Annotated in this window: 18 protein-coding genes; 4 read left to right on the top strand and 14 right to left on the bottom strand. The window is 66.2% G+C overall.

The features are described 5' to 3' along the window. Positions 1 to 1,446, top strand: coding sequence for a TolC family protein (locus BTJ49_RS10945; protein ID WP_168184719.1), 1,446 nt, complete (start codon positions 1 to 3; stop codon positions 1,444 to 1,446). Further along, positions 1,443 to 2,177: an SDR family NAD(P)-dependent oxidoreductase gene (locus BTJ49_RS10940; RefSeq protein ID WP_113065612.1), complete on the top strand. Its 735-nt coding sequence runs from the start codon at positions 1,443 to 1,445 to the stop codon at positions 2,175 to 2,177. Before BTJ49_RS10945 ends, BTJ49_RS10940 begins: the two co-directional genes overlap by 4 nt. A gap of 16 nt (positions 2,178 to 2,193) precedes the next feature. On the opposite strand, the gene BTJ49_RS10935 is transcribed toward BTJ49_RS10940, so the two are convergent. The 7 genes from BTJ49_RS10935 to BTJ49_RS10905 all read right to left on the bottom strand — a co-directional run bounded on the left by BTJ49_RS10935 (position 2,194) and on the right by BTJ49_RS10905 (position 6,602). Then, entirely contained in the window at positions 2,194 to 3,315 is a 1,122-nt protein-coding gene (locus BTJ49_RS10935; RefSeq protein ID WP_240601814.1) for an AI-2E family transporter, read from the bottom strand. 61 nt (positions 3,316 to 3,376) lie between these two features. Further along, the gene (locus BTJ49_RS10930; protein WP_113065447.1) at positions 3,377 to 3,625 is read right to left on the bottom strand and encodes a hypothetical protein; all 249 of its coding nucleotides are present in this window, start codon (positions 3,623 to 3,625) and stop codon (positions 3,377 to 3,379) included. A gap of 4 nt (positions 3,626 to 3,629) precedes the next feature. Next, on the bottom strand, positions 3,630 to 4,100 hold the full coding sequence (locus BTJ49_RS10925; RefSeq protein WP_113065446.1) for a hypothetical protein: 471 nt from the start codon (positions 4,098 to 4,100) through the stop codon (positions 3,630 to 3,632). A gap of 3 nt (positions 4,101 to 4,103) precedes the next feature. After that, the gene (locus BTJ49_RS10920) at positions 4,104 to 4,475 is read right to left on the bottom strand and encodes a hypothetical protein (RefSeq protein WP_113065445.1); all 372 of its coding nucleotides are present in this window, start codon (positions 4,473 to 4,475) and stop codon (positions 4,104 to 4,106) included. 33 nt (positions 4,476 to 4,508) lie between these two features. Next, the gene (locus tag BTJ49_RS10915) at positions 4,509 to 4,667 is read right to left on the bottom strand and encodes a DUF1328 domain-containing protein (protein ID WP_113065610.1); all 159 of its coding nucleotides are present in this window, start codon (positions 4,665 to 4,667) and stop codon (positions 4,509 to 4,511) included. 167 nt (positions 4,668 to 4,834) lie between these two features. Continuing rightward, positions 4,835 to 5,458: a YbhB/YbcL family Raf kinase inhibitor-like protein gene (locus BTJ49_RS10910; RefSeq protein ID WP_113065444.1), complete on the bottom strand. Its 624-nt coding sequence runs from the start codon at positions 5,456 to 5,458 to the stop codon at positions 4,835 to 4,837. Positions 5,459 to 5,510: 52 nt separating this feature from the next. Next, the gene (locus BTJ49_RS10905; protein ID WP_113065443.1) at positions 5,511 to 6,602 is read right to left on the bottom strand and encodes a PQQ-dependent sugar dehydrogenase; all 1,092 of its coding nucleotides are present in this window, start codon (positions 6,600 to 6,602) and stop codon (positions 5,511 to 5,513) included. A gap of 112 nt (positions 6,603 to 6,714) precedes the next feature. Between BTJ49_RS10905 and BTJ49_RS10900 the strand changes: the two genes are divergently transcribed. Next, positions 6,715 to 8,190, top strand: a complete 1,476-nt coding sequence (locus tag BTJ49_RS10900; protein WP_113065442.1) for an AAA family ATPase — start codon at positions 6,715 to 6,717, stop codon at positions 8,188 to 8,190. 59 nt (positions 8,191 to 8,249) lie between these two features. On the opposite strand, the gene BTJ49_RS10895 is transcribed toward BTJ49_RS10900, so the two are convergent. Genes BTJ49_RS10895 through BTJ49_RS10885 form a run of 3 tightly spaced genes read right to left on the bottom strand, consistent with a single transcriptional unit; the run spans position 8,250 to position 10,607 of the window. Further along, on the bottom strand, positions 8,250 to 9,269 hold the full coding sequence (locus BTJ49_RS10895; protein WP_113065441.1) for an alpha/beta fold hydrolase: 1,020 nt from the start codon (positions 9,267 to 9,269) through the stop codon (positions 8,250 to 8,252). After that, positions 9,266 to 10,075, bottom strand: a complete 810-nt coding sequence (locus tag BTJ49_RS10890) for a lysophospholipid acyltransferase family protein (RefSeq protein ID WP_113065440.1) — start codon at positions 10,073 to 10,075, stop codon at positions 9,266 to 9,268. Before BTJ49_RS10890 ends, BTJ49_RS10895 begins: the two co-directional genes overlap by 4 nt. 52 nt (positions 10,076 to 10,127) lie before the next feature. After that, complete coding sequence (locus BTJ49_RS10885) at positions 10,128 to 10,607, bottom strand: Lrp/AsnC family transcriptional regulator (RefSeq protein ID WP_206098401.1); 480 nt, start codon at positions 10,605 to 10,607, stop codon at positions 10,128 to 10,130. Between the two features lie 144 nt (positions 10,608 to 10,751). Between BTJ49_RS10885 and phhA the strand changes: the two genes are divergently transcribed. After that, on the top strand, positions 10,752 to 11,639 hold the full coding sequence (gene phhA, locus BTJ49_RS10880; protein ID WP_113065439.1) for a phenylalanine 4-monooxygenase: 888 nt from the start codon (positions 10,752 to 10,754) through the stop codon (positions 11,637 to 11,639). Between the two features lie 343 nt (positions 11,640 to 11,982). On the opposite strand, the gene BTJ49_RS10875 is transcribed toward phhA, so the two are convergent. The 4 genes from BTJ49_RS10875 to BTJ49_RS10860 all read right to left on the bottom strand — a co-directional run bounded on the left by BTJ49_RS10875 (position 11,983) and on the right by BTJ49_RS10860 (position 14,282). Further along, positions 11,983 to 12,414 (bottom strand): hypothetical protein, encoded by a 432-nt coding sequence (locus BTJ49_RS10875; RefSeq protein ID WP_113065438.1) that lies wholly within the window; start codon positions 12,412 to 12,414, stop codon positions 11,983 to 11,985. A 61-nt stretch (positions 12,415 to 12,475) separates the two neighbouring features. After that, the gene (locus BTJ49_RS10870) at positions 12,476 to 13,231 is read right to left on the bottom strand and encodes a hypothetical protein (protein ID WP_146742325.1); all 756 of its coding nucleotides are present in this window, start codon (positions 13,229 to 13,231) and stop codon (positions 12,476 to 12,478) included. Between the two features lie 75 nt (positions 13,232 to 13,306). Beyond that, positions 13,307 to 13,873 carry a hypothetical protein gene (locus BTJ49_RS10865; protein ID WP_113065436.1) on the bottom strand — a complete coding sequence of 189 codons (567 nt, stop codon included), beginning with the start codon at positions 13,871 to 13,873 and terminating at the stop codon, positions 13,307 to 13,309. Between the two features lie 25 nt (positions 13,874 to 13,898). After that, complete coding sequence (locus BTJ49_RS10860; protein WP_113065435.1) at positions 13,899 to 14,282, bottom strand: hypothetical protein; 384 nt, start codon at positions 14,280 to 14,282, stop codon at positions 13,899 to 13,901. Positions 14,283 to 14,469: the final 187 nt, after the last annotated feature.

Here is a 14,469-nt window from a genome sequence, read left to right as displayed (position 1 = left end):
ATGAAACGATCGCTGATGAAAATGGCCGCGCTGGTCGCGGCCGTGGTCCTCGCCGGCTGTGCCAGTGTGGGGCCGGACTACCGCATGCCGCATCCGGCGGTGCCGACGCTGCAGGATCTGCAGGCCGGGCAGGAGCACGCAGCCGCGTTCCAGGCGGCATGGTGGAAACAATTCGACGATCCGATGCTGGATGCGCTGATCCGTCATGCGGCGGCCAACAATCTCGATCTGCGCATCGCCGTGGCGCGTTTGCGCGCGTCGCGGGCGCAGCTCGGCGTGGCGCATTCGGCCTACTTGCCGGACCTCACCACGGGTGCGGATTACACGCGCAGCCGCGGCCAGCAGCCCGGCTTTGACGACCAGCGGCACACGGTCACGACGTACCGCGCCGGTTTCGACGCATCGTGGGAGATCGATCTGTTCGGCGGCGTGCGTCGCTCGGTCGAAGCCGCCCGTGCTGACCTCGGTGTGCGTCAGGCGCAACTGCGTGACGCGCAGGTCAGCCTGCTGGCGGAGGTGGCGCGCAACTACTTCGAACTGCGTGGCGCGCAGACCCGGCTCGACATCGCCCAGCGCGACATCCATAACCAGATGCAGACCATGCATCTGATCGAAGTGCGGCGGAAACTCGGCGCCGCGTCGGAGCAGGAACTGGCCAGCGCCAAGGCGCGGCTCAGCGCCGTGCGTGCGCAATTGCCTGTGTTGAAGACGCGCGTTCGTGCCGAAAAATACCGTCTCGCCGTGCTGCTGGGCGAGCGTCCAGGCGAACTGGGCATCGACCTTTCGGCGAAAAATTTCCGTCCCATCGCTGTCGATCTGCCGATCGGTGCGGCCGGCGACATCCTCGCGCGCCGTCCCGACGTGCAGGCCGCCGAGCGCGCCTACGCGGCAGCCAACGCGCGCATTGGCGTGGCCAAGGCGGATTACTTTCCGCATCTGCGTCTGGGCGGTTTCCTCGGCTTTCTCGCCGGGCGCAGCAACGACTTCGGCGGCGCGGCCACGCGCGCCTGGTCACTGGCGCCGAGCATTACCTGGAATGGACTGAACGTGCAGCGCGTGCGCGCCAATCTGCACGCCAGCGAAGCCGACGCCGACGCAGCGGAAGCGAACTACCGGCAGACCGTGCTGCTGGCAATCGAGGATGTGGATAACGCCGTGACCGGTTTCAACCAGGAGCGCGTGCGCGTCAACGAACTGCTGGAGCAGCGTCGTCAGAGCCGCCGCGCCGCCGACCTGGCGCGCGTGCGCTACCGCGAGGGTGCGACCGGCTTCCTCGAACTGCTCGACGCCGAACGTACGCAGCTGGCCGCCGAGGACCAGCTGGCGCAGGCCGAAACCGCGGTCAACACGCGCGCGGTGGCGTTGTACAAGGCACTTGGCGGTGGGTGGCAGGCATGCGGCGATGCGTCGTGCAGCGCCGTCGCGGAAGCGGGCGGGACGCCGTGAACGCGCGCGCCCGGCCGGGACCGGCGGCGACGCCGGTGCACCGCGTTGCGCTGGTCAGCGGCGCCAACCGCGGACTCGGTTTCGAGGTGGCGCATCAGTTGAGCGCCACCGGGATGACCGTGCTGCTCGGCGCGCGCGATCTGGACAAGGGCCTGATCGCTGCGCGTCGTCTGGTCGGTGCAGCGGGCGAGGTGGTCGCGGTGCAGCTGGACGTCACGCGGCAGGAGCAGGTCGACACGCTGGCGCGCTGGGTCGACATCACCTACGGACGGCTCGATGTGCTGGTCAACAACGCCGGCGGCTACTACGACCACGATGCCGACGCCAGCGGCAACGATCTGGCCGCGGCGCAGGCTGCCATGGACACGCATCTGTACGGCAGCTGGCGGCTGACGAGCGCCATGCTGCCGCTGATGCGTCGGCATCGCTACGGGCGCATCGTGAATGTCTCCAGCCGCTGCGGCGCGAGCTCGTCGAGCGGTCCGCACTGCGTTGCGTATCGCGCGTCGAAGGCGGCACTCAACAGCTACACGCGCACGCTGGCCGACGAACTGGACGGCACCGGCATCACGGTCAACGCGGTGTGCCCGGGCTGGGTCGCCACCGATCTCGGCGGTCCGGGTGGGCGACCGGTGGAACGCGGCGCCGAGGGCATCGTGTGGGCGGTGAGTCTGCCTTCGCCCGCGCCGACCGGCCGTTTCTTCCAAGATGGTCAGGCCATTGACTGGTGATGCCGGCGGGGCGCGCTCAGCGCCCGACCAGGTGGGCGAACCACTCCCAGCCGCGGATGTGTTCGGCGATCAGCTTTACCGTGGTCAGCATCGGCACCGCCAGCAGCGCGCCAGCGATGCCCCAGATCCACGCCCACAGCAACAGCCAGATCAGGATCGCCACCGGTGACAGGCGCATGCGTCGGCCCATGATCATCGGTGTGACCAGGTTGCCCTCGACGGAAGTCAGCGCGGCGAAGCTCAGCGCCGGGGCCAGCGCATTGAGCAGGTGGTCGAAGTGCATGCTGCCGGCCACCGTCAGCACCAGCGTCATGCTGATCGCGCCGACGTAGGGCACGAAGTTGGCCAGTGCCGCCAGACCGCCCCACAGCAGCGGATCGGGCATCTTCAGGCCCCACAGGATCAGCGCGGTCAAAGCGCCCAGTGTGAAATTGATGCAGGTGGCGGTGAAGATGTAGCGCGACACCTCGGCCTGGATACTGCGCACGATGGTGACCACGTGCCGCTTGCTGGCGAACGAAGGCGAAACCTCGACCAGCTTCAGCAGCATGCGGTCGCCGAAGATCAGGAAGAAGAAAACCAGCAGACCGACGGTGAGCGCGAACGCCAGCACGCGCGGGGTGATGGCGATGACGTCCCAGACATCGAAGCGTGCCGGCCGCGGCGTGGCCGTATGCCGCGTGCCGCTGCCGACCAGGGATTGCGTGGCGCGGTTGGCCTCGTCGAGCTTGCGCGTGAACGGTTTGATCTTCGGTGCCAGATCGTGACGGATCGCACTCGGCGCCTGCTGCAGCCACTTCACCGCTGGCGGCGCCAGCAGCGTGACCGCGCCGACCGAACCGCCGGCCACGGCCAACATCACGACCATCGCCGAAAGAAAACGCGGAATGTGCAGGCGCGCCGCACTGGCGACCAGCGGGTTCAGGCCCAGGCCGAGGAACATCGCCAGCATCAGCGGCACGACCAGGGTCTGGCTCAGCGCCAGCGTGTAGAGCAGCGCCAGCACCAGCAGCGCGGTCAGCATCAGGCTCATGGCCTGGGTGGGGCGACGCAGTTCGAGCGGACGGGCGTCTTTCTCCGCCGCATCGCCCGGCGTGGCCGGCAGCCTGGATTCGCCGGATGGCCGTTCTTGCGTCATGTCCCTCTCCCGGCGCGGCGGTACGACGCCGCGTCGTGGTGAAGCCTTCGATGCCGGTTCATTACAGTACGCCGCGAAGGAAGCCGAAACCCCAGCGCCAGGCCAGCGACCATGCGCGGCGCGGCGGACGCCAGTCCGGGCGGTGGCGGCCCAGCAGGAAGCCGCCCAGGGCGGCGACGCCGAGCGGTAGCGCCGGCGCGGCGCGGTACTGGCGGTCCAGCGTCTGCACGGCCGCGCGGACGCGCCGGCGTTGCTCAGTGGCTTCGGCGCGGCGCATGTGGCATTCGATCAGGGCACGTCGGTAGCGCATTGCTTTATCGATCCTCGGGAGCACGCCGGGCGCGCGCGAACAGGTCGCGCATCTCGGCACGGGTGGCCGGCATGGTCATGTTGCGCGCGGTGCGGCGCAGCAGCAGGCGGGCGACGACCAGCAGCACGATATGCACGCCGACCAGTGCGGCCAGCGCCAGCCCGACCGAGTGGGTCAGCAGGTACAGTCCCCAGCCGATCAGCGCGATGAGGCTGGCCCACAGCGACAAGCTGAGGCCGACCAGCACCACCACCAGCGCGAACACCAGCGGCCAGCTGACCCGCGCCAGACGCAGTTCGCTGCGGGCGAGCGCGAACAGCGCGACGGCGAATTCGCGCGTCGCGTCGAACAGCGTTCGCGCGGCCTCCCAGGCGGCCGGAATGTCCAGACGATCCGCGGACGCATCCTCGTCGCGAGGTGCGTCCTGCGGCGCGTCGTCCGGTTCCGCCGGGCCGTCGCTTTCGGGCGACTGCACCGATCAGCGCCGACGCAGGATGCTGCCGAGCAGCCAGCCGCCGGCTACCGCCATGGCCAGGGACTTGCCCGGGTTCTCGCGCACGTAGTCGAACACGCGATCCAGCGACTGTTCGGCGTAGTCCCGGCCCTCGGCCCATTTCTCCTGACCCTTTTCGCCCAGGCGCGCGGCGCGGTCGTGGGTGCGCTGCGCGGCGGACGCGGTGGCGTCGGTGGCACGGTGCAGTGCGCGCTCGGTGCGCTCGGTGCCGCTGACCACCGCATCGCGGGTGGCGTGCAGGGCGGCCGACTCGCGCTCCTTCAGGCGCTCGGCGCCTTCGGCGATGCGCTCGTCGAAGTCCGGATGCGTTTCGTTCTCTTTGTTCTTGCTTGCCATGGGAATGTTCTCCTGTGTCGTGCGTGGGAGGCGCTATGTGCGTCGACCGCGGATCAGGGCGACGATGAACAGCACCAGGAAAATGATGAACAGGATCTTGGCAATGCCGGCTGCCGCGCCAGCGATGCCGCCGAAGCCGAGCACGGCGGCGATGATGGCGATGATCAGAAACGTGATGGCCCAAGAAAGCATGTGCAAATCCTTCTGATTGCGCCGCCGTATCGCGGCGTCGATGCATCGTCGTGGCATCGACTCGACCATCCTGGAAGCGTGGCGGTGCATCCGTCCTGAACGCTTTCATGGTGCGGCCGCGAGGGTTCAGCAAGGTGACTGGTTGCTGAACCCCTGTGGTGACGCGATCATCCGGCCAGGCGGGGATTGAGCGTGTAGGTGCCCATCCACTCGGCCTCGGCCAGCACGTGACCGTCCATGGCGCGGCGCAGGTCGGCCAGGTCGAAGCGTCCGTCCAGACCCAGGCTCGGCACGTCCAGCGCGTACAGCTTGAAGTGGTAGTGGTGGATGATGCTGTCGTTCCACGGCGGGCACGGACCGTCGTAGCCGTAGTAGTCGCCGGACATGCTTTCGTCGCCGGCGAACCAGCCGGTGTAGTCGTTGATGCCTTGCTTCGACCCGGGCGGGCCGGCCGGGTCGCGTTTGCCGTGGGGCGTGGTGCCCTCGCAGCACGCGCCGGCCTCGAACTCGCCGCATTCGGCCGGGATGTCGGCCATGACCCAGTGCACGAACTCCACGCGCGGCAGGTCGGCGGGCACTTCGCGGCCCTCCTGATTGACGTCGTCGGGTTTGCTCGGCACGTCGGGGTCCACGCAGATCAGCGCGAACGAGCGGGTGCCCTCGGGCGCGTCGGACCAGGCCAGGTGCGGGCTGCGATTGTCGGAGAGTTCGACCGGCGCGCCGATCTTGCCGAAGGCGAATTCGGTGGGGATCGGATCGCCGTGGGCGAAACTGTCGCTGCGGAATTTCATGGCATCTCCTTGCTGGGAACGGTGAGGAAGATTGGGTCGGCTCGCGCCGGCATCAATGCGGCGGCGAATAGGTCACGCGGTAGACCGCACCAGCGAGGTCGTCGCTGACCAGCACGCTGCCGTCGGGCAGCGGCAGCACGTCGACCGGGCGACCCCAGGCGCGTTCGTTCTGCTGGAAGCCGGTGACGAGCGGAACCTGCTGCAGCACGCGGTCGCCCTTCACGCGCACGGCCATCACGCGGTAGCCGCTTTTCTTGGTGCGGTTCCAGGAGCCGTGCTCGGCGATCAGGATTGCGCCGTGGAAGCGCGCGGGGAACATTGTCCCGGTGTAGAAGCGCATGCCGAGCGCGGCCACGTGCGCGCCCAGCTTGGCCGCGGGCGGCGCGTAGTCCTTGCAGGGATGGCCCTTGCCGTATTCCGGGTCGGGCGTGTCGCCCTGGTGGCAGTAGGGATAGCCGAAGTGCTCGCCGAGGCGGTCGACGCGGTTCAGTTCGTCGCTGGGCAGGTCGTCGCCCATCATGTCGCGGCCGTTGTCGGTGAACCACAGCTTGCCGCTGCCCGGTTGCCAGTCGAAACCGACGGTGTTGCGGATGCCGCGTGCGACGAGTTCGCGATGACTGCCGTCCGGGTTCATGCGCCACAGCGCGGCGAATGGCAGCGGCGGGGCGCAGATGTTGCAGGGCGCGCCGACCGGCACATACAGCTTGCCGTCCGGGCCGAAGGCCAGGAACTTGCCGCCGTGATGGGACTTGTCGGGCAGGTGATCGGTCACCAACTGCGGCTTCGGCGGATCGTCGAGATGGTCGGCGATGTCGCGCAGTGCCACGATGCGGTCGACCGCCGACACGTACAGGTCGCCATGGTGGAAGGCGACGCCGATCGGGTTGCGCAGTCCGTGTGCGAGCACGTGCACGGCGACGGCGCGACCATCGTGGTTGCGGTCGGTGAGCGCGTAGACGCGGCCGTTGTTCGAACCCACGTAGATCGTGCCGTCCGGGCCGCGCGCCAGTTCGCGCGCACCGGGCACGTCGTCCGAGTAGACCGCGATATGGAAACCGGGCGGCAGGCTCAGCCGCTGGATGGGCGGCGCGGCGTGCGCCGTGAAGACAAGCGCGCCAAGAAAGAGTCCGAACAGCGTGCGCATGGTGCATGGCTCCGGTGCGGATCGGGTCTCTCAGGTTACACCGGCAGGCTCGAAACCGGCATGACCGCATGCGCGCTTCTGTTATCTTTTCGCGCTGAAGATCGGGGGACACATGAACAATCTGAACGACCTGGGCACGCTGGTGCGCGCGTCGACGCCGCTGATCGTGATCGAGACCCTCGACGAGCAGCGCGTGATCGAGAGTTTCCGCCACGTGATCGGCCAGCACCTGCGCCCGCTGTGGCGCTGGACCATCACCGACGGCCTGACGCGACTCGATTTCGAGCAGCCCGAGGCCAGTGTTCCGCCGGACGTGTCGCGCACGCTGGAGGCGATCCGCGAACACGACACGGCGGGTATCTACCTGCTGTTCGACGCGCACCCGTATCTGGGCTACGCGATGACGCGGCGCATGCTGCGCGAGATCGTGCAGCGCCAGCGCAGCGCGCCGCACACGCTGGTGCTGGTGGGCGCCAAGATCGAGCTGCCGGAAGAGTTGGAGCGGCTGGCGACGACGGTGCGCCTGAGCCTGCCCGACCTCAAGGCGATGGCTGGCCTGGTACGCAGCGAAGCGGTGGCCTGGCAGCGCAAGACCGGTCGCAAGCTGGAGGTGGACGGCGAGGCCGCGCGTCTGATCGTGCGCAACCTGCTGGGCCTGACCCGTGCCGACGCGCGCCGCATCGTGCGCAAGCTGATCCACGACGACGACGCGCTCGGCCCCGACGATCTGCCGCGCCTGATGCAGGCCAAGTTCGAACTGCTGAACCGTTCCGGCCTGCTGCATTTCGAGTACGACACGGCGGGCTTCGCCGATGTCGCCGGCCTGAGCCGCGTCAAGCAATGGGTGAAACGTCGCCGGCCGGTGTTCCTCGGCGGCGAGGACGCGCCGAAGCTGGACCCGCCCAAGGGCCTGCTGCTTCTGGGCGTGCAGGGCTGCGGCAAGAGCCTGGCCGCCAAGGCCATTGCCGGTGGCCTCGGTGCGCCGCTGGTGCGGCTGGACTTCGGCACGCTGTACAACAAGTTCCACGGCGAGACCGAGCGCAACCTGCGCGAGGCGCTGCAGTCGACTGAACTGCTGGCGCCGTGCGTGCTGTGGATCGACGAGATCGAGAAGGGTCTGGCTGGCGGCGGCGATGACGGCGGTGTGTCGCGTCGCGTGCTCGGCTACCTGTTGACCTGGATGGCCGAGCACAAGGCGCGGGTCTTCGTGGTCGCCACCGCCAACGCGGTCGACCAGCTGCCGCCGGAGCTGCTGCGCAAGGGCCGTTTCGACGAGATCTTCTTCGTCGACCTGCCCAGCGCGGCGGTACGCGAGGAGATCTTCACGCTGCACCTGAAACAGCGCGATCTCGATCCCGCCCACTTCGATCTGGCGGCGCTGGCTGCAATCAGCGAAGGATTCTCCGGCGCGGAGATCGAGCAGGCCATCGTCAGCGCGCTCTATGACACCGTGGGCGGGGTCGGCGTGCTGGATCAGGCGTTGCTCGAAAACGCACTGCGTTCGACGCGGCCGCTGTCGGTGCTGATGGCCGAACGCGTGCAGGCGTTGCGCGACTGGGCCGGCGTGCGCTGCGTTCCGGCGGACTGAACGCCGCTGCACGCGGTTGCCGGGTCAAGCGGAACCGCGTCCGTCCGACGAGGCGCGTTTCAGAAACGTTCGGTGCGTTCGGCGGCGGCGTTGAAGCGCGCGGTGATGTAGTCGTCGGTGAAGCTGCGCAGCTTCCAGTTCTGGATGAAGCTGCAGTGGCCGCCGTACGGCGCGATGTCCAGCTCGACCTCGGGGGGCAGGGTCAGCTCGCGGAACTCATTCACCGGGATCACCGGATCGTCCTCGGCGGTGAGGATGGTGGTCGGCACCTTCAGCTCGGCCAGACGCTCGCCGCTGACCGAATAGCCGTCCAGATAGGCGTCCAGCGTGCCGAATTCGGTGTGCCGCTCGACCTGCACGCGGGTCAGGCCGCGCAGGCCCTGGCGCAGATCCTCGTTGGTGAAGTAGTCCTGCTGCGGATACAGCTTCTGCTTGCGCTTGAGCGATCCGCGCCACTTGTGCATGAAGTACCACTCGTACATCCACGGCGCGGTTTCCAGCGAGAACAGGCCGGCGTGCGGATCGATCACCGGACAGATCGCGATGGTGTGCGCCAGCGGCAGATTCGCGCTCGGCGCGCGCAGGGCCACGCGCAGGGCGAAATTGCCGCCCAGCGAGAAACCGGCCAGCGCCACCGGCGCGCCGGGATTGCGGAAGCGGGCGACGGCCTCGGCGGTGGCCTCGACCACCTCGTGGATCAGGCAGGAGTGGAACAGGCCGACATTCAGATGGTGCGTGTCGCCGTGATCGCGGAAGTTGAGCCGGAACACGTCCCAGCCGGCATCGAGCAGACTGGCGCCGGTCTGCAGCACGTACGAGGAATCGATGCTGCCTTCCCAGCCGTGGTAGACCACGGCCAGACCCCGCGCCTTGTCACGCATCTTCTGCCGGGTGATCGCACCGGTCAGGCGCACGCCGTCGGACAGGGTGAAGCGTACGTCTTCGCTGTTGCCGTTGACCTTGCGCGCCAGCGGGCGCAGCAGCAGGCGACGCAGGCTGCTGGACGACAGCATGGTCTGCACGTGACCGTTGCGCAGCAGCCGCGGAGGCTGGAAGTCGGCACCGCGGGGCAGGCTCACCGATCCCCCTCGCCGACGCCGTCCAGTGCGTCGGCGATGGCCTGGCGTGCGGTTTCGGCCATGCGCTTGCGGCCCGCGTCGAAGCGCGGCACCGGTTTCAGGAAGTGCACTTCCACGTCCAGCGGCGGGTCGCCGAGCAGGCGCAGGAAGTTGCCCATGAAGCTCTCGTTCGGCAGGAAGCCGGCGTCGTAGCAGCGCTCGCCGTCGCGCATGAAGCGCAGCGCGGCTGGCTGCACCGGCACATCGGCGTCCAGCGCGGCCTGGAAGATCCGTGCATGGAAGACCTTCAGCTTGCGGCCGTCGTTGGTGCCGCCCTCGGGGAACACGGCCACGGAGCGACCCGCGCCGAGCCGCCGGGTCATCTCCTTCATCACCACGCCGAGCGAATGGTTGCTGCCGCGCCGGTGGAAGATGGTGCCGCCGGTCGAGGCCAGCCAGCCGACCAGCGGCCAGCGCGCGATCTCGGCCTTGGCCACGAAGCACACCGCGCGCTGGGTGTGCATCAGCTCGATGTCCAGCCACGAGGAGTGGTTGCACACGAACATGGCCGGGTCCGGCAGCGGACGCCCGTAGCGATAGACACGGAAACCGAAGATGCGCAGCAGCACGCGCGACCACCAGCGGATCAGCCGGTGCGCCAGCGGCTCGCGGCCCTTGTCCACGGTCTGGCGTGCCCAGGTGAACACGGTCAACGCCAGCACGACGGCGACGATGATGTGCAGCAGCAGCAGCGGCACGCGATACAGGTAGCGGATCGCGCGCCACGGATCGCGCGTGCGAGTGATGGGCTGGGCGGGTGTATTCATCGAACTTGCAAGGATACGCGAGGGGCCGCGTGCACTGCCAGCATCGCGCGCGTCAGGCCGTGTGCGGAAGCTGCGTCAGCGGCAGCGATGCCGCGCGCTTGACCGTGCGCAGCACAAAGCTGGAATTGACGTCGGCCACGCCGGCGGTATTGAGCAGCTGGTCCAGCAGGAAGCGGGAAAAATGCTCCAGGTCGGCCACGTGGATGTGCAGCAGATAGTCCATGTCGCCGGTCAGCGCGTGGCAGGCGGCCACTTCGTCCCAGCCGTTGACCAGCTGCACGAAGCGCTCGATGGTCTCGCCGTCGTGCTGCTTCAACTGCACGCGGACGAAGGCCTGCAGCCCCAGCCCGATCGCCTGCGGATCGACCTGCGCGGCGTAGCCGGCGATCACCCCCGCGGCTTCCAGCCGCTGCACCCGGCGCAGGCAGGCCGAGGCCGACAGGCTGACCTGCTCGGCCAGCTCGGCATTGGTGATGCGCCCCTCGCGCTGCAGCACTTCGAGGATGCGCCGATCTGTGCGGTCAATGGCCATGATTCGGCATAAAATCGTCAAAAATGATAGTTTCTTGAAAGAATATTGCGCTTTTTCGGGCTTTCGGCGCAACTCGGCAACCATCTTGCGCGTGCATCTGTCTAAGCTGATAGGCGGCCTACACGTTTGATTCGGAGTCACGCCATGAACACCCCACGACGCGTTGAACACCAGCAGACCGACCGCGGCACCATCCCGGTCTACGCCACCGGCGTGGTGGAGCAGCCGTGGGACGACTACAGCAGCGTCGACCACCACGTCTGGGGCGAGCTGTTCGCGCGTCAGCGCGAGGTGCTGGACGGTCGCGCCTGCCAGGAGTTCCTGGACAGCCAGAACGTGCTGCAGATGACGGCCGACGCGATTCCGAAGTTCAGCGAACTCAACCCGATCCTGCGCGAAGCCACCGGCTGGGAGCTAGTCGGCGTCGAAGGCCTGCTGCCCGAGTACACCTTCTTCGAGCACCTGGCCAACCGCCGTTTCCCGGTCACGTGGTGGATCCGCAAGCCCGAGCAGATCGACTACATCTCCGAGCCGGACCTGTTCCACGACCTGTTCGGTCACGTGCCGTTGCTGATGAACCCGGTCTTCGCCGACTACATGGAAGCCTACGGCCGCGGCGCGCTGAAGGCGCACGGCATCAGCGAGGAAGCGCTGCTCAACCTCACGCGCCTGTACTGGTACACGGTCGAATTCGGCCTGATCCGCACCGACGCGGGCCTGCGCATCTACGGCGCCGGCATCGTCAGCTCCAAGGGCGAGTCGATCTACTGCCTGGAGTCGGATGCGCCCAACCGCATCGGCTTCGATCTGGAGCGCATCATGCGCGCGCAGTACCGCATCGATACCTACCAGCAGACCTATTTCGTCATCGACAGCTTCGAGCAGCTGTTCGACGCGACGCGGCCGGATTTCACGCCGATCTATGCGCGGTTGGCGAATCAGCCTTCGATTCGGGCGCGGGATGTTCTCGATTCCGATGATGTGATTCATCGGGGGACGCGCGAGGGGTTTGCTACCGACGAGGACGCCTGACGCCTGGTTGGTGTTTGGCGTGTCGTTGGGGTTCTGAAGAGCGTTCCGACCGGCTGGCGCCGGCCGGGTTCCTTTCTTGTTCGCCCAAGAAAGGAACCAAAGAAGGGCGCCCCAACGTCCGCGCTCTGCGGAGCTTCGCTCCTCCGAGTCCGCTCCGGGTTCCGGGGGTTCGCCGACAGGTCATCCTGACCTGACGACGAACTGGCGCACATCCCTGTGCGCCACCCTGCGGGCCTGATCCTCCACCCTCCGCCGCTACCGAAGGGGTTGGGGGTCGCAGGTCATATCGTTACGGCACATATGAACGAGTTCCGCGCTCTTGCCGTGATGCTCGGCGTCTCTGTCACTTCTTCTCTTTGAGCCACGTCCTGGCATCGGCGAGCAGTTGCTTGAGGCTGCCGTTGTAGTACCAGATCAGGCCGCACATGGCGTACAGGGACAGTGACGCAGGGAAATTGGCATCCCGCATTAGCGCAAGCGCCACCGGGTCCCTGGCGCGCCAGTACAGCCAGTAGCAACCATCCACGCTGAACCAGGTGAAGAACATCGCCAAGGGCAGGTACCGCCACCGCCGCTCCACCACCACCCGCAGGCTCCATGGGGCGGTGAGATAGGTAACCACCGCCATGATGATGCTGATCGGAACATCCCAGTCCGGCGCCCGGTAGTAGAACGAACCCGCGATCAGCAACCCGATGCCCGCAAGAAGCGAACCCAGCTTCCAGGGGCGCTTGTACTCGACCCACAGCGGGCGGAAGGAGTTGCCGAGCATCATGGCGGGACACCGAGGAGGGAAAGGCTCAGCTTAATTGCCTCCGTCCCCTTTTTTGCCCGGATCAACGCTCACGCTCACCCGGGCCCTGCCGGAGCGGCGAAGCCGCGGAGGGAGGGCCGTCGGGTGCAGCGTGTTGTTGGGCGGCGTCGAATCGCTTCATGAACGCCTGAATCTGGGTATCGAGCTCACTGAAGAATGCCTCCAGCGTCTCGATCAATCGCCGTACAAAGTCACTGTCGATGCGCACCTTATCTCCTGGCTCGCCATGCAAGTCCGGGCTGTCCGCAATGAGTTTGTTGAGAAGGTGGTTCGGCTGACCTGGAAGCAGGCCTCCTTCGTGAGCAAGCGCATTACGGAGAAGATTCGTATGTTTGACGAAGGCCATTGTCTTAATCTCCCCAAGGTTAAACAACGCAACCTTGGAAAGAAACTTAAACGCCCGTTCGGTGCCCCGGCCCGCTAAATCCTTTAGGCTGATCGCCCCTTCCAAGCTCTCTTCGAGTATCTGGCACAGACCGTTGAGCTGGTCCTCAACGTAAGCGTAAATCGAGATTATCAGCGCCTTACGATGAAGGTCCGGATATCGCGACTGATTTAAGTGCATCTCCCATCCGTAGCTCTCGACTATCTCGTTGTGATCAGACTCCGGATTCTTCGCGAGAATCGTATCGATGTCGCTCTGCAGCCCCTTATCTGCGCTCTGCCAGAACGCCTCCGTGGTTTCGTGGAAATCTCCGAAGGTGGAGAGCTCATTCTTAACTAGGTGGCAGTGGACGCACAGTCCATTAGCGAAGAAGTCCACTCTGCTTGATTTCACAGTCCCTCCAAAGCGGCCCAACGTGGAAGTGAGCGACCTGCGCGGGGTTTCGCGCAGGTCCACTCGACTGCAGGGTTAGGCACCAATTTGCGCAACATGCTCGATTGCATTTAGTGCTCCTTGCAAGAGTGCTTGTTCGCTTTGAAGAACCTTCCCCCACTCGGCATCGGAGTCGCGGGCAGCCTTGTGGAGATGCACAAAGTTGCGCACTTCATGCACGGCCCTAACGTCTGGCCAGATAGCCGCTACCTCGGCACGCGGCGCACCGTCTTGCTCCCATGCGCGAATGACGTTCCCGAATGTTCTGCGGCGTTGGTCTGCGTTGAGCGGGTAGCCGCGAGCCTCTGCAAGTGCGCGAAGTGCCGCCTCGAGGATTGATGCTGCAACGAGTACCGCTGCCTTAACTGCTCCCGCCCGGACAGATAACCCGAGCTCGGCCACATAGGGTGGCTGCGCCAGCTGGCCGGCCTTGGTGTGACGGAGGTTGTTCAGCATGTATAGGTGGAAGTTCAAATACTGCTCTTCCACGGCAATAGCGTACTGAACCTCCGGATCGCCAATGTGCCGCCACTTGAATACGGCGACAGGCTTCAGCGGCTGAATGGTGAACGTTGGATTAGCGAAGAAGAAGTCCGCGGCCATGGTCTATTGGTGCCTGACGCTCAAGTTAACGCGCGGCGAAGCCGTCGCGTTGAACGCCTTGTTGGGCGCGCCGAGCTCTCCTATTGAGAAACGCCCCAAGCACGCCGCTAGCGACCACACAACCAAACTCGGCTGAGAGAGCAACGAAATACTTGATGCCTTGCTCATGAAGCACCGCCTCTCTCATGTGCTTTTCCTCCCAGAGCCCATACGCACCCACAGCCAGTAAAAGAGCCCAGCTGGCCGCAATAAACACGAGCCACCAGCGGAACCTCGAAACGGCGAAGGCAATTGCAGCCGCGACCGCGCCTTGAACAAGCACCTCCGGGATGGTTGCCATCTTGTCGGAGACTTCCGCTACCGCAACGCTCGGTAGAAGGAGCAACAGCAACGATGCCTTTCGCTTCATAGCGCCCAACGCCAATTAGACCCCCTAAACGGGGTGTTGCGCCCAGTATGCCGGCGGTCGTGGGCTCGAACAATCGGCGAAGTCCTACACGGAGTCAGTGACTTAGCCTGGATATGGAGGCGCTCGCAGCCGCGAGTCCGCGGGATGTTATGCGGCGGATTCGCGGGTGTATGAGTTACACCCCCGG

The sequence above is a fragment of the Oleiagrimonas sp. MCCC 1A03011 genome (genome assembly GCF_003267965.1).
Classification (GTDB): domain Bacteria; phylum Pseudomonadota; class Gammaproteobacteria; order Xanthomonadales; family Rhodanobacteraceae; genus Oleiagrimonas; species Oleiagrimonas citrea.
This window is presented reverse-complemented; position numbering and strand designations above follow the sequence as displayed.